Raw genomic sequence first — 22521 nt, forward strand, 5'->3', positions numbered from 1 at the left:
TTAGTTTTTCCGGAACATTTTCAGCATGCGCTGAGTCACGGTGAAGCCACCGAAAATATTAATGCTGGCAATAAGCACCGCGATAAAGCTCAGGAAACTCACCCAGCCACCCTGGCCAATTTGCAATAACGCCCCGACAACGATGATCCCGGAGATAGCGTTCGTCACGGACATCAGTGGAGTGTGTAGCGCGTGCGACACATTCCAGACCACGTAGTAACCCACTACACAGGAAAGCGCGAACACCGTAAAGTGACCCAGGAACTCTTTCGGCGCGACATCAGCAAGCCAGCCAAACAGTATGACGACCAGTGCCATCAACGCATATTTGCGCCACGGTGAGGCCGGTTTTTTCTCTTCTTTCGGCGCGGGCGCGGCTTTTGGCGCAGCCTGCGGCTGAGCAGAAACCTGGATAGGCGGCGCAGGCCAGGTGATTTCACCCTCGCGAACTACCGTAACGCCACGTACGACTACGTCGTCAAAATCGACGGTGATATTGCCGTCTTTCTCTTTGCACAACAGCTTGAGCAGGTTAACGAGGTTCGTGCCATAAAGCTGGGAAGACTGCGTCGGCAGTCGACCTGGCAGATCGGTATAACCGATAACCTTCACCCCGTTCTCGGTGGTGGTCACCTGGTTGGGCACGGTATATTCGCAGTTACCGCCGTTTTGCGCGGCGAGATCGACAATCACGCTGCCCGCCTTCATCGAATCGACCATTTCGCGGGTGATCAGTTTCGGTGCCGGTTTGCCCGGAATCAACGCGGTGGTAACGATAATATCAACGTCTTTCGCCTGTGCGGCGAAGAGCGCCATTTCGGCTTTGATGAACGCTTCGGACATCACCTTGGCGTAACCGTCGCCGCTGCCGGCCTCTTCTTTAAAGTCCAGTTCGAGGAACTCAGCGCCCATACTCTGAACTTGCTCTTTCACTTCCGGACGGGTGTCAAAAGCACGAACGATAGCGCCCAGGCTGTTTGCCGCACCGATAGCAGCCAGACCTGCCACACCCGCACCAATCACCATGACCTTGGCAGGTGGAACCTTGCCCGCGGCGGTGATCTGGCCGGTGAAGAAGCGGCCAAATTCATGAGCGGCTTCAACAATGGCCCGATACCCGGCGATATTCGCCATCGAGCTTAAGGCATCAAGCGACTGCGCGCGCGAAATACGCGGCACGGAGTCCATCGCCATAACCGTCACGTTGCGCTCTGCCAGCTTTTGCAATAACTCAGGGTTTTGCGCGGGCCAAAGAAAACTCACCAGCGTCGTGCCCGGGTTGAGCAACGGGATTTCCGCCTCTTCCGGCGCGTTGACCTTCAGGATGATCTCTGACTGCCAGACGGCATTTCCGTCAACAATTTCTGCGCCTGCTTGTACAAACGCCTTATCGTCAAAACTTGCCAGTTGACCTGCACCGCTTTCAACCGCGACGCTGAAACCCAACTTAAGCAGCTGCTCAACCGTCTTCGGCGTAGCTGCGACGCGGGTTTCATTGGTTAACCGTTCTCTTGGTATGCCAATTCGCATAATGTTCCCTTCCATCTGTATTTGTGATGATGGTTTATCAATGTTCGCACGAGGCATGCGCGCACTCTCGAAAGAGGTCAGTGTTACCCCAATAAAATAAAACAGTAACAAACTCTGTATAACCTACTGAAAATGACGCCTGTGATCTAGCGCCAAAAAACAGTATTTATTATGAAATTCGCGAAATAGAGATGAATCGAATCGCTGGCAGATAAAATACCCTAAAAATAGCCCACAAAGGCCGATAATTCGCTCAAGCGAAGCGGCAAAACATGATTACGTGCCTGCAAAAAACAATTGATTAACATTAAATTAACTTATGAAATTCAACTGCTTTATCAGTTTTGGTCGCCAAACGCCGAAATTTTCGACATATCACAAAATGTTATCTGTGTTGTTACGTCACATGGCACGATGAGTGAAAATTGACGCAGACACTGACACAATTTAAATGCAATAATCAGCGACGTTTCTAGTCAATAACAATACCAGTACCTGGTTTGCGCAAGGCGAAGGATTATTTTTATGAAGCTTAAGAACACTCTCCTGGCGTCCGCACTTATTTCTGCGACTGCTTTTTCTGTAAATGCAGCGACAGAATTGACGCCGGAGCAAGCGGCTGCCCTGAAACCCTATGACCGCATTGTGGTTACCGGTCGTTTTAATGCTATCGGTGACGCGGTGACCGCCGTATCACGCCGTGCAGATAAAGACGGTGCAGCCTCCTTTTATGTTGTTGATACCTCAGATTTTGGCAGCGGCGGTAACTGGCGCGTTGTAGCCGACATCTATAAAGCCGATGCTGAAAAAGCGGAAGCGTCCAAAAACCGTGTCATTAACGGCGTGATGGAATTACCGAAAGATCAGGCCGTTCTGATAGAACCATTCGATACCGTTACGGTGCAGGGCTTCTACCGCAGCCAGCCTGAAGTGAACGATGCCATCACCAAAGCAGCGAAAGAGAAAGGCGCTTACTCCTTCTACATCGTGCGCCAGGTCGATGCCAACCAGGGCGGCAACCAGCGTATTACCGCATTCATCTATAAAGCTGATGCGAAAAAACGCGTAGTACAAAGCCCTGATGCGATCCCAGCAGATTCAGATGCCGGACGTGCCGCATTAGCCGCCGGTGGCGAAGCCGCGAAGAAAGTTGAGATCCCAGGCGTTGCGACTACCGCGTCTCCGAGCGCTGAAGTCGGTCGTTTCTTCGAAACGCAATCCACCAAAGGTGGGCGTTACACTGTCACGCTACCGGATGGAACCAAAGTTGAAGAACTGAACAAAGCAACCGCCGCTATGATGGTGCCGTTCGACAGCATCAAGTTCACCGGTAACTATGGCAACATGACTGAAATCTCTTACCAGGTTGCCAAACGCGCAGCGAAGAAAGGCGCTAAGTATTATCACATCACCCGCCAGTGGTCTGAACGTGGTAATAACATGACCATCAGCGCTGACCTGTATAAGTAATACTCAGTACCTTATCAGGTCTACAGCCTTGTAGACCTGATAATTTCCCGCCATCCTCCCCTCGGGCGAAACAAAAACAGCAGTATTAAGACTACTTTTCACACTATTAGTCACAAATCTCTCTATCCCCATTGCATGCGTTCTCTTCTCTCCGTAAAATCCCGCGCCTTAGTGGCTTTCACCATTTTTATGCGGTTTGCCAAAATAATTATTCTCTCACTCTCGTTTTTGTCACTGGATACAAATGGAAAAGAAATTGGGTCTGAGCGCACTCACCGCGCTGGTTTTAAGCTCAATGCTCGGCGCTGGTGTTTTCAGCCTGCCACAAAATATGGCGGCGGTAGCAAGCCCGGCTGCATTACTGATTGGTTGGGCGATTACCGGTGCGGGTATCCTTTTGCTCGCCTTTGCCATGCTGATTCTGACGCGTATCCGTCCTGAACTGGATGGCGGCATATTTACCTATGCACGTGAAGGTTTTGGTGAGCTGATTGGCTTTTGCTCCGCGTGGGGATATTGGCTGTGTGCTGTTATCGCTAACGTTTCGTATCTGGTGATTGTTTTCTCTGCGCTCAGCTTCTTTACCGACACGCCGGAGTTACGTCTGTTTGGCGATGGTAATACCTGGCAGTCGATTGTTGGCGCATCGGTGCTGTTGTGGGTGGTCCATTTTCTGGTGCTGCGTGGTGTGCAAACGGCAGCCAGTATTAACCTGGTGGCGACGCTGGCGAAATTACTGCCGCTTGGTCTGTTTATCGTGCTGGCGTTTATGCTGTTTAAGCTCGACACCTTTACCCTCGATTTTACCGGCGTAGCGTTGGGCGTTCCCGTCTGGGAGCAGGTAAAAAACACCATGCTCATCACCCTGTGGGTTTTCATCGGTGTGGAAGGCGCGGTGGTGGTTTCAGCTCGTGCCAGAAACAAACGCGATGTCGGACGCGCTACGCTGCTGGCGGTACTCGCCGCGCTGGGCGTTTATCTGCTTGTCACCCTGCTGTCTCTGGGCGTTGTCGCGCGTCCCGAACTGGCGGAGATCCGCAACCCGTCAATGGCCGGTCTGATGGTGAAAATGATGGGGCCATGGGGTGAAATTATTATTGCCGCAGGCCTGATTGTCTCCGTGTGCGGTGCTTATTTAAGCTGGACGATTATGGCGGCGGAAGTGCCGTTCCTCGCCTCCACGCACAAAGCGTTTCCACGCATTTTTGCGCGGCAGAACGCACAAGGCGCGCCATCGGCGTCGCTGTGGCTGACCAATATCTGCGTACAGATTTGCCTGGTGCTGATCTGGCTCACAGGTTCCGACTACAATACGTTATTAACCATCGCCTCAGAAATGATTCTGGTGCCCTATTTACTGGTCGGCGCATTTCTGCTGAAAATTGCCACTCGTCCAATTCATAAGGCTGTCGGTATCGGAGCGAGTATTTATGGCATATGGTTATTGTATGCGTCAGGTCCGATGCACCTGCTGCTGTCTGTGGTGCTGTATGCGCCAGGGCTGCTGGTCTTCCTTTATGCCCGTAAAACACACGCGCATGAAAACGTATTAAAACGCCAGGAAATGGCGCTGATCGGCCTGCTGCTAGTTGCTGCTGTTCCGGCGACCTGGATGTTGATGGGGTAACATTGTCCCCATCGTTCGCGACACATGGAGATTACGATGGGTAAAAAACCCCCTTTGCCAATTCTTATCACCGGAGGAGGTCGACGTATCGGCCTCGCCGTCGCATGGCACTTTATTAATCAAAAACAGCCAGTTATTGTCAGCTACCGCACGCATTATCCGGCTATTGATGGCCTGCGAGATGCGGGCGCGCTGTGTATCCAGGCTGATTTTTCCACCGATGAGGGCGTACTGGCCTTTGCGGATGAGGTCAAAGCACAGACGGATGGCCTGCGCGGTATTGTGCATAATGCCAGTGCCTGGCTTGCAGAAAAGCCCGGTGCGCCGTTAACCGAAGTGCTGTCGGCCATGATGCAGATTCACGTCAATACCCCCTACCTGCTCAACCACGCGCTGGAAGGATTGCTGCGCGGGCATGGACACGCGGCCAGCGATATTATCCATTTTACGGATTATGTTGTAGAGCGTGGCAGCGATAAGCACATTGCTTATGCTGCCAGCAAAGCGGCGCTGGACAACATGACCCGCTCGTTCGCGCGCAAACTGGCACCGGAAGTGAAAGTGAACGCGATTGCCCCCTCGCTAATCCTGTTTAACGAGGGTGACGATGCAGAGTATCGTCAGCAGGCATTGAACAAATCACTGATGAAAACAGCGCCGGGTGAAAAAGAGGTCATTGATTTAATTGACTATCTGTTGACCAGCTGTTTTGTCACCGGGCGTAGTTTTGCCCTTGATGGCGGACGTCATCTGCGTTAGTGCAGTTTAATCCAACAAAAAATAAGCAACCATGCGCTCAGGCCCCAGCACACCACTGAACCGCCGAGCGCAACGGGTAAGCGCATAAATCCGATGAAATACCACAGCGAAACGAGGTAGACAAAATAGGGAATAATCGACCACATGCTGAAGACAATGGTTGTACGCAACGCTTCGATCCCACGTTCACTGGCCACGATATAGTGGGCAATCAACGCAAAGGTCGGGAACAACGGAATTAATCCGGCAATATAGTAGTTCTTTGTTTTCGCCAGCACACCAATTAACACCACCACCAGCGCACCGAGCGCCGCTTTTATAACGAGTCCCATCACCCTGCCTTAACACATCAATAACATCAGCCTCTAGCATAACGGAAGCGTTCTTGTTTAGAAAAGATTAATGGAAGGAAAAACCGGGGCGGTGTATGTTGGCGTTTTATATTCAAAATGAATGATATGAACACCATCGTATTTGTTGAAGATGATCCCGAAGTTGGCTCGCTGATTGCAGCCTATCTGGCCCGGCATGATATTGAGGTTATCGTTGAGCCTCGAGGTGATTTGGCCGAGGAGAAAATCCTGCAAGTTCAACCCGATTTGGTGTTATTAGATATCATGCTGCCGGGCAAAGATGGGATGACTATCTGCCGCGATTTGCGCGGACGCTGGCAGGGTCCAATTGTCCTGCTCACCTCGCTGGACAGCGATATGAACCATATCCTGGCGCTGGAAATGGGTGCCTGTGACTATATTCTGAAGACAACGCCGCCAGCAGTGCTGCTTGCTCGCCTGCGTCTGCATCTGCGCCAGAATGAACATTCAGTCCAGTCTAAAGGCATTCAGGCGGCAACCATCACGCCGCACACGACGCTGCGCTTTGGCACACTCACTATCGACCCAACAAATCGTTCCGTGCTGCTCGGCGGCGAGCAAGTCTCTCTTTCCACCGCAGATTTTGAATTACTGTGGGAGCTGGCAACCCATGCCGGGCAAATTATGGACCGCGATGCGCTGCTGAAGAACCTGCGCGGCGTAAGTTATGACGGCATGGATCGCAGCGTTGATGTCGCGATTTCCCGGTTACGCAAAAAACTGCTCGATAACGCGACTGAACCCTATCGAATCAAAACGGTGCGCAACAAAGGTTATCTGTTCGCACCGCACGCCTGGGACGATGAACCTCAAATGTAATCCCATCGGGCCGACCATTATACGTTACACCGTCACTTATAATATCACCCAGATTTGGGTGATGAAGATGGTGTGTATCATCACCGCGAATTAGTCAGCCCTCAAGTAAGATCCGAGCCTTCCCTTTCACGGAAGGCTTTCTTTTGTGTTAACTAAACGTCAGCCCGTCGTATTTTTTCCAACGGTAATTTACTGCAGAAATAATCCAGCAGCCGATAAAGACGCCAATAATCGCAAACCCGACATTCCCCATATGGTCACTCAACTCGCTGACGGTATCCCACAAACCTCCCTGGAGCGAAAATGCGTCAGAGAGAAGCCCCAGCGCCTCCAGCCCGCCAATAAATAGCGCAACAATTACCGAGGTCCCGGTGATGGTCATATTGTAATAGAGCTTACGCTGCGGCTTATTGAATGCCCATCCGTAGGCCTCAACCATCAGGATACTGTCGAGGCAGTCAATCAGCGCCATGCCGCAGGTAAACAGCGCCGGGAACACGAGAATTGACCACACCGACATGCCACTGGACGCGCTTGAAGCTGAAATTCCGAGCAGAGAAATTTCAGTAGCGGTATCAAAACCCAGGCCAAACAAAAAGCCGACAAAATACATATGCCAGTCTTTGCCTACCAGCCGAAACGCCGAGCGGAAAAGCCAGTTCAGCGGGCCTGAAACTGTCATTTCCTCTGTGGTGCCATCGTAAGTACCGGTGCGTTTTAGATGACGAAAAGCCTTCCAGACATGACAGAATATAACGAGATTAATGGTAGCCAGAATCAGCAGAAATACGGCAGAGACCGTGGTACCTATCAGACCGCCGACATTCTGAAACCATGCCATGTGTTGCTTAAACACGCTGGTGGTCAACGCAATGCCAATGCTTGCCAGTACCACAATGGTGGAATGCCCCAGGGAAAACCAGGCTCCCGTCGTCAGGGCGCGTTTTTGCTGCTGCATAAGTTTGCGCGTAGCGCTATCTATCGCGGCGATATGATCGGCATCAACAGCATGGCGCAAACCATAGCACCATGCGATCAGACTAAGCGCCAGTAACGACGTGTTGTTGCTAAACGCGCTGTAAGCCCACAGCCACGCCACGATGTTTGCCCCGATGAGTAAGACCATCAACAAAATAATGTTCGGGCGCTTTTTTAATAATAAAAACAATGCGTTCATTGCTCACAGCCTGTCAAATTTGCGCTAAAAAACACACTACACCGCCGTTCACTGATTGATTAATAAAACATTTACCAGGCTAATGATAACTCTAAAGAATTACCAGCCCAGTGTCGTAGATCAAAATTGATTACCCCCAAAAGCGAGTTCCGCGCTCGCTAACTCTGCGATGCGCAGGGGTATCGTGGCGCAGTCTCCTTCTTGCAGAAACCAGGCAGACGACAACCCACCCCAGGCAATAATCCACATCAGCAAACGTTGCCGTTCAATCCTCGCGATTTCAGACACAATATTTACCCGTTGTGTGAATCTTTCTGGCTCAATGGCGACAGGTTTGGTGGGGTCGGCAAGATCGGGATTAGTAAAAATATTGGCGTAATCAAAGCCACGCTCGCCCACCAGCCCTTTAGGATCGATAGCCAGCCATCCTTTCGTTCCGAAATCGAGAATATTGCCGTGGTGTAAGTCACCGTGCAATACGACTTCATTCTGGGGAGAGGAGAGCAATACGTTTGCCACCTCTGCACAATGCGTCAGGATACCGCCATGCTTTTTCGCGGCAGGAGCCAGACAGCGAAACCAATAAAGTAGCGGTGTTAACGCAGGCGTTGACGCATTCCGGGGGAGATGGAGTCGACTGGCTGCATGGCAAATAATGCGACAGGCCTGCGCATCATTGCCAGACCAGGACATGTCCGCTAAAGACCCCGCCCCTGTTGCACGTTCTAACAGAATCGCCCCTGCTGCATGAGCAAGCACTTTCGCAGCACCATTCCCGTTCCACCAGACCATTAGTTCGCAGCCGTTTCGTTCACTGTCATCGTCGGTGAGTTTGAGTATGGCTTTCTGACCATCTTTGGTCACCACGGGCAAAAGCTGTGATGTGTGCGTCTCAAACGGTTGGCCATCAGGAGTAAGTCCCCAACGGCTGAGCCAGGTGTTGAACAGACTATTTTCCAAACATTATCCTCATTTTTCGCTGGAAATGACTCTCGACAGGGACGGTGTAGACATTATTCCTGCTTTCTGCTGGTTGGGCCACAACGACCCACGCCCACCATTCCTGGCTTATCGTGTAGAGCACGAAAGACCACACCCTTGCGTATCGGTGTGCCATGCTGACTGTGTTTTTTCAATAGAGGAAGACACGATGATCACGTTATGCAAAGCCTGTGGAACATCCTATGAGGTGGCAGACGCCCTTCCTGAACATTGCGATATCTGCCAGGACGAACGTCAGTATGTTCCCGCGACCGGGCAGGAATGGGTCGATTTTGCCGCACTTTGTGCTTCGCACACAAATAAGTGGCGGCAGCATGATAGCGACCTCCTCAGCATCCGCACCGTTCCTGGTTTTGCAATTGATCAACGGGCGTTTATTCTGCGTACTCCGGAAGGCAATATTTTATGGGACTGCATTGCCACGCTCGACGACGCCACAAAAATGCTAATAACGTCCCTGGGCGGGCTTAAGGCCATCGCGATTTCGCATCCTCATTACTACACCACCATGCAAGACTGGGCTGACGAATTTAACGCTCCCATTTATCTCCATGCCAACGACCGCAAGTGGGTAATGCGCGACAGCCCGTGGATTAAATTTTGGGATGGCAACACCCTGGAACTGACACGCGACGTCAGTGTGATACGCCTCGGCGGACACTTTGCTGGCGGCTGCGTTCTGCACTGGGCGCGAGATGAAGGCGTGGTGCTTTCCGGCGATATCGTTCAGGTCACCCCTGGGGCGCATGCCGTCTCCTTTATGTGGAGCTACCCCAATATGTTGCCATTGCCAGCCGCAACGGTCAGCGACATTACCCACCGCCTGAGTACGGTGAAATTTAAGCAACTCTATGGCGCGTTTGAAGGGAAAGACATAACGAAAAATGCCGATGACATCGTGCAGCTCTCAGGTGAAAAGTACGTTTCCTGTCTCAAGTAAGCAGGCTGCCTGTCACTGACGTTCACCAGGATGAAATGGGATAGAAATGATAGGCCGCTCCGATGACAGACACATTCACTATCACACTGATAATGAAGTAGGTTTTGAATGGCTGTTTTTGTGTTTTATGGCGAAAGAGTTGTTGAGCGGCTATCGCGCCACCCCACCCGCCAACAACGCCAAACAGCAGCAAAGTGGACTCCGGCACTCGGCGCCAGGCCCTGCGCGCTGCCATTTTATCCGCACCGTACATTGCCAACGTCAGTATGTTGGCGAGCAAAAACCATATAACAAAGGGATGCGAGGTGAAAATGCAGCCTAACGCCGTGAAAATGAGTAGTAAATAACAACAGCGATTGAAATTCATATTTTTAGTCGCGAAATATCTCAGAGTGTATCGAAGTCGCATTATCGTCATAAGCACCAGAGCGCCGAGTGTACCATGAGAACGCAGAAATAATTGATACAGTGTAATCTACTGCACTTATGTTCTTGACGGCGTTCAATGGTTATCCCACACCTGCAAATTCTCGATTAGATTTGCTAAGCTTTTGAGCGTCTGATGATTTAGATGAAGAAAGTGTTTTACATTTTTAGATAGCGAAGTAAAGAGAAATTATTTAACTATCAAAAATATGCCTACTAAATAATGAAATACTTCAAGTTCATTAACTGACAAACTCAAACAAAAACTGACAGGTTAATTCCCCTTTTTATGTCCTAATGACCACAAATTTGCTCCAGAATCTCGCCCTAAAGTATTGCAAAAACGCCCAATAACCGAACGGGGTGAACAGTACCGCTCTCGTAAGCATCCCATTAGCTGATTCCAGTCATCATACTTTTGTCTTCGAGTTATTGCATGCCTTTCACTAACACATTACAACATCATTACTAATGTGAAAAATGAAATTAATATAATCGTATTATTTCTTTCATTTACCTTTAAACCATAATAGTAATATACTAGATAATCTTTATGTAGAGCATGTATTTTACATCCTTGGATGACAGTTCGTTTTACCAGATCTAGTTAATGCCCAATGTTCATAGCTATGTTTTATGATCATTTTATATCTCATGATAATTTGCTTTCCAAAAGTGTGCGCTAAATAACCATATCGCGCAGAGTCACTTGAAAAAGCCAAAAACTAATGGGGGTTTATATGAAGGTAAGTAATAACACAAAACCAGCGAAAACCATAACCCACACTTTGCAGTTTCTTACAGGAAAAGATCTCCAGAAGGCCACAGTGAGTCATGTCCATACCTTTGGTAAAGGTTTTAAGTGTCAAACAGAGACTCGCGGATACATAACGCCGGACAACAAGAGTCCGTTGGAACTTGTCATTAACAAACCGGATGGCTTCATAGCTCTCTGGGAAAAAGGAACCACTCTTCATTGGAGATTTCAGGAGTCATCACTTGCGGCATTAGTAGACCCTGGAGGAATAAAAGATAAAGTCAGAACGCTCATTGGAAAAGCACTTTTGGCATGGGGTGATGCGGTTCCGGTTATGTTCTCTGAGCATATAGATAACTGGGATTTTGAAATCGCAGTTCGTAATGCAGATGATTGCGACATCAACGGTTGTACATTAGCAAGTGCCTTCTTCCCAGATGCTGGCCAGCATGAGTTGGTTATCTATCCAAAAATATTCGAACAGTCTGAAAAAGAGCAAACAGATACACTCACCCATGAATTTGGCCATGTATTCGGGCTTCGTCATTTCTTCGCACTACTCCAAGAACAAGCTTGGCCAGCAGAAGTATTTGGTACACATACCGCGTTTTCTATTATGAACTATGGTGCACTTAGTGAACTAACAGACACAGACAAGAAAGATTTAAAAAACTTATATCAACTTGCCTGGAGTGGTCAACTCACTAATATTAATAAGACACCAATTCGCTTTGTTAGGCCACATCACCTAAGTGGATCTTCATCCTAAACCCGAGGATGTAGCCGAGCCATTAATAAACAACCTGACATAAAAACGATTTATTTAACTAATTAAATTTTAACACTAAAAAACAAGACATTACCATAAATAAAAACATGGGTATTTTTGAAAAACTTAGACTCGCCAACTTAACTATATGGGATAAACCTAACAACCATACTTTAATACCAACATCTGAGAGTTAACTATCATGTTAGTGATAAGAAAGCATTCCGCTGGATATTCAAATATATAGCCGAGGTATCTATGTCTGACAATAAAAGCCAAGATATTGTAATCAATCTCCTTGATGATATAAAAAAACTAAGTGACTCAGTTAACAATGTAGCTCCGAAAGATTTTGAAGATGTATGTATATACTACAACAAAAATGTTAAAAAACCACTTGATGAAATTCTAGCAACCCTGAATTCTCCTGCGGCTGACATATTACTAAGATGGATTCCGTGGATTAAGGATTTTGTAAATATTCTAATGCTGCTCCAGAAGTTGCTTGAAAATCAGTGCGAATTGAAATAGAGACAATGCACATTCCTACTGTAAGTAGATAAGTTATAATATAAACAGTCAGGAAGCCTAATTCGCACCTCGCTCATAACAGCCATTCAGTTGAACGTAACGAGCGAGGTGTGAAACCATCATACACTAACCGCTGATAAACCTGTTTGTTGCAGTAGCATGATGCTCGCGTCGCCAACAGGTGAGGCCATGAGGGCCCAACATATATTAACGAGTAACTTCCCCAAAGTTCCTGTAGAAATCCAGATACGTGAATTCGGAAAAACTTAGATCCACCAGCTTCACTTCGTATTTATGCCACGGCAGGAGAAAGGCGAACAGGCCTGTTAATTCGATAAGCTCACTCTGGGAGACAACCATCAGGCGTTCTGGCGTGCGTCATCGTCGTCCATATCAAACCCGGCATATTTATGCATGCTGGATGCTCTCCGCTGGAGCCAACCCTGCGTTTATTGCAAATCAGATGGGGCACGAGAATGCAGAAATGGTTTATACAGTGTACTCTGCCTGGATAAACGCGCTTGATGGTGATCAGATAGCATTCCTGAACCAGCGAATCGGTGGATACAGCAGTGTCCCCCAGCCGCCCCCAGAGGAAGATGCGCACTAGTTAACGTATTGAAGTTCCGGTGGTATTTCATGAAGAAGCTGTTTGTACAGTTTTATCTCCTGCTGTTTGTCTGCTTTCTGGTGATGACCCTGCTGGTCGGCCTGGTCTATAAATTCACCGCAGAGCGCGCAGGCAGACAATCGCTTGACGATTTAATGAAAAGCTCGTTATACCTGATGCGCAGCGAGCTTCGCGAGATCCCGCCACGTGACTGGGGTAAAACGCTGAAGGAGATGGATTTGAACCTCTCCTTTGACCTGCGCGTTGAACCGCTAAATAAGTACACGCTGGACGTTCAAACAATGCAACGTTTGCGCGAAGGCGATATCGTGGCGCTTGACGATCAATACACATTTATTCAACGGATCCCACGCAGCCATTACGTGCTGGCCGTCGGCCCACTTCCCTATCTCTATTTTCTTCATCAAATGCGCTTGCTGGACATCGCGTTGATGGCATTTATTGCCATCTCGCTGGCCTTTCCGGTACTTATCTGGATGCGTCCGCACTGGCAGGAAATGCTGCGACTGGAAGCTGCTGCACAGCGTTTTGGGGAAGGACATCTGGGCGAACGCCTCCATTTTGACAGCGGTTCCAGCTTTGAGCGATTGGGTATCGCGTTTAACCAGATGGCAGACAATATCAATGCGCTAATCGCCAGTAAGAAACAACTTATCGATGGCATTGCCCATGAGCTTCGTACCCCACTGGTACGCTTACGTTACCGGCTGGAAATGAGTGATAACCTCACCGCGCAGGAATCCCAGGCGCTAAATCGCGATATTGGCCAACTGGAAGGGTTAATCGAAGAATTACTGACCTATGCCCGGCTGGACCGCCCGCAAAATGAACTGAAGCTCAGCGTACCAGACCTGGCCGTTTGGCTGACAACCCATCTGGAGGATGTGCAAAGCGTAAACCCTGAGCGTGCGGTGCGCTTACGCCATCTTAATATTGGCGACTACGGCGCGCTGGATATGCGCCTGATGGAGCGCGTACTGGATAATCTACTGAATAACGCCCTGCGCTATTGCCAGTCTACGGTGCAAGCGAGCCTGTTATTGAATGGCAATCAGGCGACGCTGGTTGTGGAAGATGACGGTCCCGGAATTGCTCCAGACGCGCGCGAACAGGTTTTTGAACCGTTTGTACGCCTTGACCCCAGCCGTGACCGGGCGACCGGTGGTTGCGGGCTTGGGCTAGCCATTGTTCACTCGATCGCATTGGCTATGGGCGGTACGGTCGTCTGTGATGAAAGTGAACTCGGCGGCGCCCGCTTTTGTTTCAGTTGGCCCGTCTGGCATAACATTCCTGAAATTTCAGCTGCATGACCCATTCGGCTCGGTGGTCAAATGGTAGAGGTTGTGCTATAAAAAAGTATGTTGTAACTAAAATGGTAAATCTATGGCCCGTTACGATATCGTCGACCGCCTGAACGGCACCTTCCGCCAGATGGAGCAAGAGCTGGCGCTTCTGAACGACAATCTTTTGCAGCAGACGCTGCTGATTGCGCGCGTCTTCTCGTTACCGGAAGTGGCCAAAGAGGCAGAGCATGCCCCACTGCAGAACATTGATGTTAAGCAGCATTTAGGTAAAGAGGCTGAAACGCTGGCGCTACGCCACTATCGTCATCTGTTTATCCAGCAACAGTCCGAGAATCGTAGCAGCAAAGCGGCCGTCCGCCTGCCAGGCGTACTGTGTTATCAGGTAGATAACGCAGCTCAGCGCGCTCTGGAAGAGCATATACAGCGTATTAACCAGCTAAAAACCACCTTCGAGCGCATTGTCACGGTGGAATCAGGGCTGGCACCGGCAGCGCGTTTTGAATGGGTGCATCGTCACCTGCCGGGACTGATTACACTGAATGCCTATCGTACGCTCACCCTTGTCAGAGAGCCTGCCACCCTGCGATTTGGCTGGGCCAACAAACACATTATTAAAAATCTGAAACGCGATGAAGTACTGCAACAACTGGAAAAAAGCCTGACGTCGCCGCGCAGCGTACATCCCTGGACGCGGGAAGAGTGGCAGGCGAAACTTGAACGGGAATATCAGGATGTCGCCGCCCTGGGCCAGCAGGCGCGCCTGAAGATTAAACGGCCTGTAAAAGTGCAGCCCATCGCCCGCGTCTGGTACAAAGGAGAACAAAAGCAGGTGCAATATGCCTGCCCGACGCCCTTGATCGCGTTGCTCAACAATGAAAACGGTATGACCGTACCAGATATCGGCGAGTTACTGAATTATGATGCCGACAATGTTCAGCATCGTTTTAAACCTCAGGCGCAGCCGTTGAGATTGATTATTCCCCGGCTGCACCTGTACGTTGCGGATTAACTGCCTGGCCGCATACTGCCAACCATCAGTTCCGGGCGTACCCAGCTGTCAAACTCCGCTTCGGTTAGATACCCCAGCGCCAGGGCGGAAGCTTTTAACGTCAGCCCCTCTTTGTGCGCCTTTTTGGCAATTTCAGCGGCTTTATCATAACCGATATGGGTATTGAGCGCGGTCACCAGCATTAGCGACTCGTTGAGCAGTTGATCGATTCGTTCACGATTAGGCTCGATTCCTGTCGCGCAGTGCTCGTTAAAGCTTTCCATACCGTCAGCCAGCAGACGCACCGACTGCAGGAAATTGTGGATGACCATTGGTCGGTAAACGTTGAGCTCAAAATTACCTGACGCTCCGCCCATGTTGATGGCGACATCGTTGCCCATTACCTGACAGCAAAGCATGGTGAGCGCTTCACACTGGGTAGGATTGACCTTACCCGGCATAATGGAGCTGCCCGGTTCATTTTCTGGAATCGAAATTTCGCCAATCCCGCAACGCGGACCGGATGCCAGCCAGCGCACATCGTTGGCGATTTTCATCAGCGATGCCGCCAACCCTTTTAGCGCGCCGTGGGCATGAACCAGTGCATCGCAGGTAGCTAGCGCTTCAAATTTATTCGGTGCGGTAACGAACGGCGCACAGGTAATGTCCCGCAATTCATCCGCGACCCGACGGGCATATTCCGGATGCGTGTTCAGTCCGGTCCCTACCGCGGTTCCTCCCAGCGCCAGTTCCGCCACGTGGGGTAAGCTGTTTTCAATGTGTCTGAGGTTATGTTCAAGCATTGCCACCCAGCCGGAAATCTCCTGGCCGAGCGTAAGCGGGGTTGCATCTTGCAGATGTGTACGACCAATTTTGACGATATCCGCGAAAGCGTGTGATTTATCACTGAGCGTTTTAGTTAACACATTTAACTGCGGGATCAGTGAGTTACGCAGCACCAGCAGAGCGGCAACGTGCATTGCGGTCGGGAACACATCATTCGAGCTTTGGCTTTTATTTACATCATCGTTGGGGTGAACTTTCCGTTCCATCCCCCGCACGCCGCCCAGCAACTCGCTGGCCCGGTTTGCCAGCACCTCGTTCATGTTCATATTGCTTTGTGTACCTGACCCGGTTTGCCAGATGGCCAGCGGAAACTCATCGCGGTGTTTATCCGCCAACACCTCATCTGCGGCCTGCATAATAGCCCTGGCTTTATCCTCCGCCAGCAGCCCGAGATCCTGGTTAACCTTTGCTGCGGCGCGTTTCGTCAGCGCCAGCGCATGGATCAGCGAGACCGGCATTTTCTCCGTAGAGATACGAAAATGCTCCAGTGAACGTTGGGTTTGCGCGCCCCAAAGCTTATCGGCTGGAACATCAATCGCCCCCATTGAATCATTCTCGCGGCGTACCGTTACCATTACCTGCTCCTTACATTAACAATTGATTAGGTTATGTTTCGACATTGCCCATTTGCATTGGTCTTATGAGTATTAACGAGGATTAATCTGTCGTTTGGTGGTTCGTGCGGTAAAAAAAAACCGCCCCGAAGGGCGGCTGACGTTACTTAACGCAGCGTGCGCACTGCGACGTCTGAATCTGCTTGAAGAAATCGTTGCCTTTGTCATCCACCAGGATAAACGCCGGGAAATCTTCCACTTCAATTTTCCAGATGGCTTCCATCCCCAGTTCAGGGTATTCCACACACTCCAGACTCTTGATACTGCCCTGGGCCAGCACCGCTGCCGGGCCGCCGATACTGCCTAAGTAGAAGCCGCCATGCTTATGACAGGCATCGGTCACCTGCTGGCTGCGGTTGCCTTTCGCCAGCATGATCATGCTGCCACCTGCGGACTGAAGCTGGTCAACATACGAATCCATACGCCCTGCCGTGGTTGGTCCAAGCGAACCAGAGGCATAGCCTTCCGGCGTTTTTGCCGGGCCAGCGTAATAGATCGGATGATCTTTAACATACTGCGGCAAACTTTCGCCGTTATCCAGCCGTTCTTTCAGTTTCGCATGCGCAATATCACGGCCAACAATGATGGTACCGTTAAGCGACAGACGTGTAGAAACCGGGTACTGCGACAGCTGAGCCAGGATCTCTTTCATCGGACGATTGAGGTCAACGCGTACCGCTTCGCCTTCTCCCGCCTGGCGCAACTCTTCTGGTATATATTTGCCTGGATTATGCTCCAGTTTTTCGATCCAGATACCTTCACGGTTGATCTTAGCTTTGATATTTCGATCGGCTGAGCAAGAAACGCCCATACCAACCGGACACGACGCACCGTGACGCGGCAGGCGGATCACGCGGATATCATGAGCGAAATACTTCCCGCCGAACTGCGCGCCCAGCCCCAAATTCTGTGCCTCAATCAGCAGCTCTTTTTCCAGCGCCACATCGCGGAATGCCTGACCATGTTCGTTACCTTCGGTCGGCAGCTCATCGTAATATTTAGCCGACGCCAGTTTCACCGTTTTCAGCGTGGCTTCCGCTGACGTTCCACCGATCACAAACGCAATGTGATACGGCGGACAGGCCGCTGTTCCCAGCGTTCGCATTTTCTCAACCAGGTAATTTTTTAATTTGCCCGGCGTGAGCAGCGCTTTAGTCTCCTGGTACAGATAGGTTTTGTTCGCCGAACCACCGCCTTTGGCAATACACAGGAATTTGTATTCATCGCCATCGACGGTATACAAATCTATCTGTGCCGGCAGGTTGGTACCGGTGTTCACCTCTTTATACATATCCAGCGCGGCGTTTTGTGAATAGCGCAGGTTATCTTCGATGTAGGTGTTATACACACCGCGCGCCAGCGCAGCTTCATCACCGCCGCCGGTCCAGACGCGCTGACCTTTTTTACCCACGATAATCGCGGTGCCGGTGTCCTGACAGGTCGGCAAAATACCTTTTGCCGCAATATCAGAGTTACGCAGGAATTGCAGGGCCACATATTTGTCGTTTTCGCTGGCCTCCGGGTCACGCAGAATGTCGGCCACCTGCTGCTGATGCGCAGGACGCAGCATAAACGATGCATCATGGAAGGCCTGACGAGCCAGCAGCGTTAAGGCTTGCGGCGCGACTTTAACGATCTCCTGCCCTTCAAATTCGGCAACGGAGACATGGTCGCTGGTCAGCAGATAGTATTCGGTATCATCCTTTTTGAGGGGGAAAGGATGCTGATAATGAAAGGGTTTGTTTGACATTGTGCTCTCACTTACTGCTCGGTCTGGTTATTCTCTGGGCAGATGTTCCATTGCCCTGCTTCCCTGCCGCAGGTCGGGTTGTAGAAGGAAAGGCTTTCTGCAACCGGAATTACTCAGGGTATTAAAAGCGAGTCACCATATCCTACACAATTTTTTAACAAAAACTGAGACAAGTACGACTTTTTACATGTGCAGGTTACTTCGCTCAGGGTTTCTTGGTTTAATAGCCGTAGAAAATTCCACATTGAAACAGGGCTTGAGAATGCAAAAACTCATCAACTCAGTGCAGAACTACGCCTGGGGAAGTAAAACTGCGTTAACGGAACTTTATGGGATTGCCAACCCCAGTCAGCAACCGATGGCTGAGCTGTGGATGGGCGCGCATCCGAAAAGCAGTTCGCAGGTTCTGAACGCTGACGGCCAGACGGTCGCTCTGCGTGATGTCATCGAACACGATAAATCCGCACTGTTAGGCGATGCCGTTGCGAAACGCTTTGGTGAACTGCCTTTCCTGTTTAAAGTGCTGTGCGCCGCGCAACCTCTTTCGATCCAGGTTCATCCTAACAAGCACAACTCTGAAATCGGATTTGCCAAAGAAAACGCGGCGGGGATCCCGATGGATGCCGCCGAGCGCAATTACAAAGATCCTAACCACAAACCGGAACTGGTTTTTGCTTTGACACCGTTCCTGGCGATGAACGCATTCCGCGAGTTCTCAGACATTGTCGCATTGTTACAACCGGTGTCCGCCGCGCATCCGGCTATAGCGCATTTCCTGCAGGAACCGAGCGCGGAACGTCTGAGCTATCTTTTCGCCAGCTTGCTGAATATGCAGGATGAGGAGAAATCCCATGCGCTGGCGATCCTGAAATCGGCGCTGAACAGCCAGCAGGGTGAACCGTGGCAAACCATTCGCCTGATCGCCGATTTCTATCCGAATGACAGCGGGCTCTTCTCACCGCTGCTGCTCAATGTGGTGAAACTCAATCCTGGCGAAGCGATGTTCTTATTTGCCGAAACCCCACACGCCTACCTGCAAGGTGTGGCGCTGGAGGTAATGGCTAACTCGGACAACGTGCTGCGCGCCGGACTGACGCCAAAATACATTGATATCCCGGAGCTGGTCGCCAACGTTAAGTTTGTCGCCAAGCCAGCCAATCAACTGCTGACCACGCCAGTTAAGACTGACAGCGAACTGGACTTCCCCATTCCGGTCGACGATTTCGCGTTCTCCTTACATGAACTGACCGCCAATGGCGCAGATATCAGCCAGCAAAGTGCGGCCATTTTGTTCTGCATCGAAGGTGAAGCCGTGCTGAGCAAGGGCGAGCAGCGTCTGGTGCTGCAGCCGGGTGAGTCGGCCTTTATTAGCGCGAATGAATCGCCGGTAAACATCAGCGGCACGGGCCGTTTAGCTCGGGTTTATAACAAGCTGTAGCAAGATACTGATATTTTTAACAACTCTTGCTAAGCTGTAGTGAGTTAAAGACATGTCACTCCTCCAGGCGTCTTCAAACGCCTGGTTTTATTTTATGGATATCAAAATGAAAAAATCGCTGGTAGCTGCGGGTGTGGTGGTTGCACTGGGTATCGTCTGGACGGGCGGCGCCTGGTACACAGGAAAGAAACTCGAAACGCATCTCGCCGAGATGGTGACGCAGGCAAACGATCAGTTAAAACGCTACTCCCCAGAGGCGGGCATTGAACTGAGTTATCAAAACTACCAGCGCGGCGTGTTCAATAGCCAACTGCAGTTGGTGGTGAAACCTGTTGCCGGGCAGGCAGATTCCTGGCTGAAACCGGGACAAAGCATCGTCCTGAATGAAACCGTTGATCACGGTCCTTTCCCGCTGGCTCAGCTGAAATCACTGAATCTTGTTCCGGCAATGGCCTCCGTGAAAACGACGCTGGTCAATAACGACGTGACGAAACCGCTGTTTGATATTGCCAAAGGTGAGACGCCATTCATCATTAATTCCCGTATTGGCTACAGTGGGGATACCCGTTCCGATCTCTCCCTCAAACCGCTGAACTACGAGAAAGGCGACGAAAATGTGGCCTTTAGTGGCGGGGAGTTCCAGTTTACGGCAGATAAGGATGGTAATGCGGTGTCGCTGACTGGCGAGGCGCAAAGTGGCCTGGTCAATGCCGTCAATGAGTATGATCAGAAAGTACAAGTTACTTTCAATAACCTGAAAACTGAAGGTTCCAGCAGTATCGCAAGCTTTGGTGAGCGCATCGGCGATCAGAAATTGTCCCTCGAAAAACTGTCGATTTCAGTCGAGGGCAAAGAGCTGGCGGTGCTGGAAGGCATGGGTATCGATGGCAAATCCGATCTGATTAACGATGGCAAAACCGTCAACAGCCAGTTGGATTACACCCTGAACAGCCTTAAATTGCAGGGCCAGGATATGGGGAGCGGTAAGCTGACGTTAAAAGTTGGCCAGATTGACGGTGAAGCACTGCACCAGTTCAGCCAGCAGTACAGCGCCCAAACCAAAGCGCTGATGGCGCAGATTGATGTGGTCCAAAATCCTGAGCTTTATCAGCAGAAAGTCACCGAAGCCTTCTTTAATGCGCTACCGATTTTGATGAAAGGCGAACCGGTTGTCACCATTGCTCCACTGAGCTGGAAGAATGCAAAAGGTGAAACCACATTTAATCTGTCACTGCTGCTAAAAGATCCGACCGCAAACACGGTGGAGCCGCAAACGCTGGCCCAGGAAGTGGATCGTTCCGTCAAATCGCTGGATGCGAAACTGACCATCCCTGTCGATATGGCGACTGAGTTCATGACGCAAATTGCCAAACTGGAAGGATATCAGCAGGAAGAAGCGGCTGGTCTGGCGAAGCAACAGGTTAATGGCCTGGCGGCGATGGGGCAGATGTTCCGCATTACGACTTTGCAGGACAACGTTATCGGTACCAGCCTGCAATACGCAAACGGCCAGGTGACGCTGAACGGACAAAAAATGCCGCTGGATGAGTTTGTTGGTATGTTCGGTATGCCTTCTCTTACACAGCCGGATACCCCTGCCATCCCGCAACAATAATCACTCGTCAGTGACATGCCCGATAACAGTGTTTATCGGGCTTTTTTATTTCGCCGCCACCAGACGAGCGGAAAGCGTCAGATTGCGTGAATGACCTTCATCGTGGGCAATGCGTTGTAGCATACGTTCAGCAAGGGTGTATCCCATTTCACGCGCGGGCGAACAGGCCCAGGTAATCGGGATATCGTCCAACGCGTTTTCCGCCACATCAGCGAATCCGGCCAACGATATTTGCTGTTCGAAATAGCGATCGACACCAATTTCACCACTCTGACGTCCTGCTCTCATCAGGCCAAACCAGGCGCCTATGGCGATTATTTCGTTGTAGCACACCACCGCGCTGATCGTGGGATTGCGGCGTAACAGCGCCGTTACCTCTTCTGCGGCCTGCTTCTGGCTGGATGAACACTCCAGCACCCAGTCGCTATGAAACGGTAAACCATATTTTAATAAGGTTGCACAATAACCGCCGACGCGCTCTGCGCGAGTCAATGAAGAACTCTGCCCGCCCAGCCAGGCAATACGCTGGTGTCCGTGGCGGATAAGATGTTCAACCAGTAACTGTGCAGCCTGCATGTTATCGGGCCTGACGGTGTCTGCGTCATCCATGTAGCTGGCGCGTGATGCAAATACCACCGGGATCCCTTTATCAGCGGCCAACTGTTGCAGCGCATCACTGCTGCCAGCGGCCCCGGCAATGACCACGCCATCCACCCCTTGGTTGAGTAGCATCGCGAAACGCTGCGCCAGCTGCTCCCCATCTTTACCGCCGTGCAGTAAGAAGACCATGCGCCCCTGCGCTTCCAACGCTTCCGTCAGACCCGCCGTCAGCTCGGCGTAAAACGGCGTTGAAAGATCACGTACAATCAAACCAACTACTCCGCTCTGCCCGCCGCGCAGCGCTGATGCCTGGCGGTTACGCACAAACCCCAGTTGCTCAATAGCAGCATTCACCCGCTCCCCGGTCGCTGATGAAATTCGCCCTTTTCCACTGAGCACCAATGAGACGGTGCTGACCGAAACCCCCGCAGCCAGCGCAACATCATGGATGGTTATTTTTTTGGCTATAGCCATAAAAACAGAAAACTCCCTGATAACGTGACGGATAAAACGTTTTATCAATCACTTATATTTATACCCCCTATTATCGTTCG

At 50.6% G+C, this 22521-nt stretch carries 20 protein-coding genes; 12 read left to right on the forward strand and 8 right to left on the reverse strand.

Features of this window, described 5'->3' with window-relative positions; all coding sequences use genetic code 11:
• On the reverse strand, nt 1-1530 hold the full coding sequence (pntA, locus tag HV229_RS12910) for a Re/Si-specific NAD(P)(+) transhydrogenase subunit alpha (RefSeq protein WP_029139532.1): 1530 nt from the start codon (nt 1528-1530) through the stop codon (nt 1-3).
• 525 nt (nt 1531-2055) lie between these two features.
• Here pntA and ydgH point away from each other — a divergent pair.
• The 3 genes from ydgH to folM all read left to right on the forward strand — a co-directional run bounded on the left by ydgH (nt 2056) and on the right by folM (nt 5386).
• Nucleotides 2056-3000 carry a DUF1471 family protein YdgH gene (gene ydgH, locus HV229_RS12915; protein WP_016156455.1) on the forward strand — a complete coding sequence of 315 codons (945 nt, stop codon included), beginning with the start codon at nt 2056-2058 and terminating at the stop codon, nt 2998-3000.
• A gap of 244 nt (nt 3001-3244) precedes the next feature.
• Nucleotides 3245-4627, forward strand: coding sequence for an amino acid permease (locus HV229_RS12920; protein ID WP_016153028.1), 1383 nt, complete (start codon nt 3245-3247; stop codon nt 4625-4627).
• A 36-nt stretch (nt 4628-4663) separates the two neighbouring features.
• On the forward strand, nt 4664-5386 hold the full coding sequence (gene folM, locus HV229_RS12925; RefSeq protein ID WP_019076752.1) for a dihydromonapterin reductase: 723 nt from the start codon (nt 4664-4666) through the stop codon (nt 5384-5386).
• Here folM and HV229_RS12930 read toward each other — a convergent pair.
• Nucleotides 5383-5718, reverse strand: a complete 336-nt coding sequence (locus HV229_RS12930; RefSeq protein WP_181545620.1) for a GlpM family protein — start codon at nt 5716-5718, stop codon at nt 5383-5385. The two genes, folM and HV229_RS12930, sit on opposite strands and share 4 nt — an antisense overlap.
• A 117-nt stretch (nt 5719-5835) precedes the next feature.
• Between HV229_RS12930 and rstA the strand changes: the two genes are divergently transcribed.
• Nucleotides 5836-6579: a two-component system response regulator RstA gene (rstA, locus tag HV229_RS12935; protein ID WP_016153025.1), complete on the forward strand. Its 744-nt coding sequence runs from the start codon at nt 5836-5838 to the stop codon at nt 6577-6579.
• Nucleotides 6580-6727: 148 nt separating this feature from the next.
• On the opposite strand, the gene HV229_RS12940 is transcribed toward rstA, so the two are convergent.
• On the reverse strand, nt 6728-7756 hold the full coding sequence (locus HV229_RS12940; protein WP_065554466.1) for a HoxN/HupN/NixA family nickel/cobalt transporter: 1029 nt from the start codon (nt 7754-7756) through the stop codon (nt 6728-6730).
• A 120-nt stretch (nt 7757-7876) separates the two neighbouring features.
• The gene (locus HV229_RS12945) at nt 7877-8716 is read right to left on the reverse strand and encodes an aminoglycoside phosphotransferase family protein (protein WP_181545621.1); all 840 of its coding nucleotides are present in this window, start codon (nt 8714-8716) and stop codon (nt 7877-7879) included.
• A 190-nt stretch (nt 8717-8906) separates the two neighbouring features.
• Between HV229_RS12945 and HV229_RS12950 the strand changes: the two genes are divergently transcribed.
• The gene (locus tag HV229_RS12950) at nt 8907-9698 is read left to right on the forward strand and encodes an MBL fold metallo-hydrolase (RefSeq protein ID WP_181545622.1); all 792 of its coding nucleotides are present in this window, start codon (nt 8907-8909) and stop codon (nt 9696-9698) included.
• A 22-nt stretch (nt 9699-9720) separates the two neighbouring features.
• On the opposite strand, the gene HV229_RS12955 is transcribed toward HV229_RS12950, so the two are convergent.
• On the reverse strand, nt 9721-10065 hold the full coding sequence (locus HV229_RS12955) for a DUF1294 domain-containing protein (protein WP_149381836.1): 345 nt from the start codon (nt 10063-10065) through the stop codon (nt 9721-9723).
• Nucleotides 10066-10864: 799 nt separating this feature from the next.
• Between HV229_RS12955 and HV229_RS12960 the strand changes: the two genes are divergently transcribed.
• The 5 genes from HV229_RS12960 to tus all read left to right on the forward strand — a co-directional run bounded on the left by HV229_RS12960 (nt 10865) and on the right by tus (nt 15125).
• Nucleotides 10865-11650 (forward strand): matrixin family metalloprotease, encoded by a 786-nt coding sequence (locus HV229_RS12960; protein WP_181545623.1) that lies wholly within the window; start codon nt 10865-10867, stop codon nt 11648-11650.
• A 258-nt stretch (nt 11651-11908) separates the two neighbouring features.
• The gene (locus HV229_RS12965) at nt 11909-12181 is read left to right on the forward strand and encodes a hypothetical protein (RefSeq protein ID WP_181545624.1); all 273 of its coding nucleotides are present in this window, start codon (nt 11909-11911) and stop codon (nt 12179-12181) included.
• 250 nt (nt 12182-12431) lie between these two features.
• A complete protein-coding gene (locus HV229_RS12970; protein ID WP_249417750.1) occupies nt 12432-12791 on the forward strand; it encodes a tyrosine-type recombinase/integrase in 360 nt (119 codons plus the stop codon).
• A 29-nt stretch (nt 12792-12820) separates the two neighbouring features.
• On the forward strand, nt 12821-14122 hold the full coding sequence (gene rstB / locus HV229_RS12975) for a two-component system sensor histidine kinase RstB (protein WP_016153020.1): 1302 nt from the start codon (nt 12821-12823) through the stop codon (nt 14120-14122).
• Nucleotides 14123-14195: 73 nt separating this feature from the next.
• A complete protein-coding gene (gene tus / locus HV229_RS12980; RefSeq protein ID WP_181545625.1) occupies nt 14196-15125 on the forward strand; it encodes a DNA replication terminus site-binding protein in 930 nt (309 codons plus the stop codon).
• On the opposite strand, the gene fumC is transcribed toward tus, so the two are convergent.
• Both fumC and fumB read right to left on the reverse strand, forming a co-directional pair.
• Entirely contained in the window at nt 15122-16525 is a 1404-nt protein-coding gene (gene fumC, locus HV229_RS12985; protein ID WP_181545626.1) for a class II fumarate hydratase, read from the reverse strand. The genes tus and fumC overlap by 4 nt on opposite strands.
• 142 nt (nt 16526-16667) lie before the next feature.
• Complete coding sequence (gene fumB / locus HV229_RS12990) at nt 16668-18314, reverse strand: class I fumarate hydratase (RefSeq protein WP_053389101.1); 1647 nt, start codon at nt 18312-18314, stop codon at nt 16668-16670.
• A 262-nt stretch (nt 18315-18576) separates the two neighbouring features.
• Between fumB and manA the strand changes: the two genes are divergently transcribed.
• Entirely contained in the window at nt 18577-19752 is a 1176-nt protein-coding gene (gene manA, locus HV229_RS12995; RefSeq protein WP_181545627.1) for a mannose-6-phosphate isomerase, read from the forward strand.
• Between the two features lie 106 nt (nt 19753-19858).
• Entirely contained in the window at nt 19859-21367 is a 1509-nt protein-coding gene (locus HV229_RS13000; protein ID WP_181545628.1) for a YdgA family protein, read from the forward strand.
• 45 nt (nt 21368-21412) lie between these two features.
• On the opposite strand, the gene HV229_RS13005 is transcribed toward HV229_RS13000, so the two are convergent.
• Nucleotides 21413-22441, reverse strand: a complete 1029-nt coding sequence (locus HV229_RS13005; RefSeq protein WP_016153014.1) for a Mal regulon transcriptional regulator MalI — start codon at nt 22439-22441, stop codon at nt 21413-21415.
• Nucleotides 22442-22521: the final 80 nt, after the last annotated feature.

It is taken from the genome of Citrobacter sp. RHBSTW-00524 (genome assembly GCF_013747755.1).
GTDB lineage: Bacteria > Pseudomonadota > Gammaproteobacteria > Enterobacterales > Enterobacteriaceae > Citrobacter > Citrobacter braakii.

Coding starts and splice junctions, on each gene's coding strand:
- pntA (WP_029139532.1), bottom strand. CDS start 1,530: ATGCGAATTGGCATACCAAGAGAACGGTTAACCAATGAAACCCGCGTC.
- ydgH (WP_016156455.1), top strand. CDS start 2,056: ATGAAGCTTAAGAACACTCTCCTGGCGTCCGCACTTATTTCTGCGACT.
- HV229_RS12920 (WP_016153028.1), top strand. CDS start 3,245: ATGGAAAAGAAATTGGGTCTGAGCGCACTCACCGCGCTGGTTTTAAGC.
- folM (WP_019076752.1), top strand. CDS start 4,664: ATGGGTAAAAAACCCCCTTTGCCAATTCTTATCACCGGAGGAGGTCGA.
- HV229_RS12930 (WP_181545620.1), bottom strand. CDS start 5,718: ATGGGACTCGTTATAAAAGCGGCGCTCGGTGCGCTGGTGGTGGTGTTA.
- rstA (WP_016153025.1), top strand. CDS start 5,836: ATGAATGATATGAACACCATCGTATTTGTTGAAGATGATCCCGAAGTT.
- HV229_RS12940 (WP_065554466.1), bottom strand. CDS start 7,756: ATGAACGCATTGTTTTTATTATTAAAAAAGCGCCCGAACATTATTTTG.
- HV229_RS12950 (WP_181545622.1), top strand. CDS start 8,907: ATGATCACGTTATGCAAAGCCTGTGGAACATCCTATGAGGTGGCAGAC.
- HV229_RS12955 (WP_149381836.1), bottom strand. CDS start 10,065: ATGAATTTCAATCGCTGTTGTTATTTACTACTCATTTTCACGGCGTTA.
- HV229_RS12960 (WP_181545623.1), top strand. CDS start 10,865: ATGAAGGTAAGTAATAACACAAAACCAGCGAAAACCATAACCCACACT.
- HV229_RS12965 (WP_181545624.1), top strand. CDS start 11,909: ATGTCTGACAATAAAAGCCAAGATATTGTAATCAATCTCCTTGATGAT.
- rstB (WP_016153020.1), top strand. CDS start 12,821: ATGAAGAAGCTGTTTGTACAGTTTTATCTCCTGCTGTTTGTCTGCTTT.
- tus (WP_181545625.1), top strand. CDS start 14,196: ATGGCCCGTTACGATATCGTCGACCGCCTGAACGGCACCTTCCGCCAG.
- fumC (WP_181545626.1), bottom strand. CDS start 16,525: ATGGTAACGGTACGCCGCGAGAATGATTCAATGGGGGCGATTGATGTT.
- fumB (WP_053389101.1), bottom strand. CDS start 18,314: ATGTCAAACAAACCCTTTCATTATCAGCATCCTTTCCCCCTCAAAAAG.
- manA (WP_181545627.1), top strand. CDS start 18,577: ATGCAAAAACTCATCAACTCAGTGCAGAACTACGCCTGGGGAAGTAAA.
- HV229_RS13000 (WP_181545628.1), top strand. CDS start 19,859: ATGAAAAAATCGCTGGTAGCTGCGGGTGTGGTGGTTGCACTGGGTATC.
- HV229_RS13005 (WP_016153014.1), bottom strand. CDS start 22,441: ATGGCTATAGCCAAAAAAATAACCATCCATGATGTTGCGCTGGCTGCG.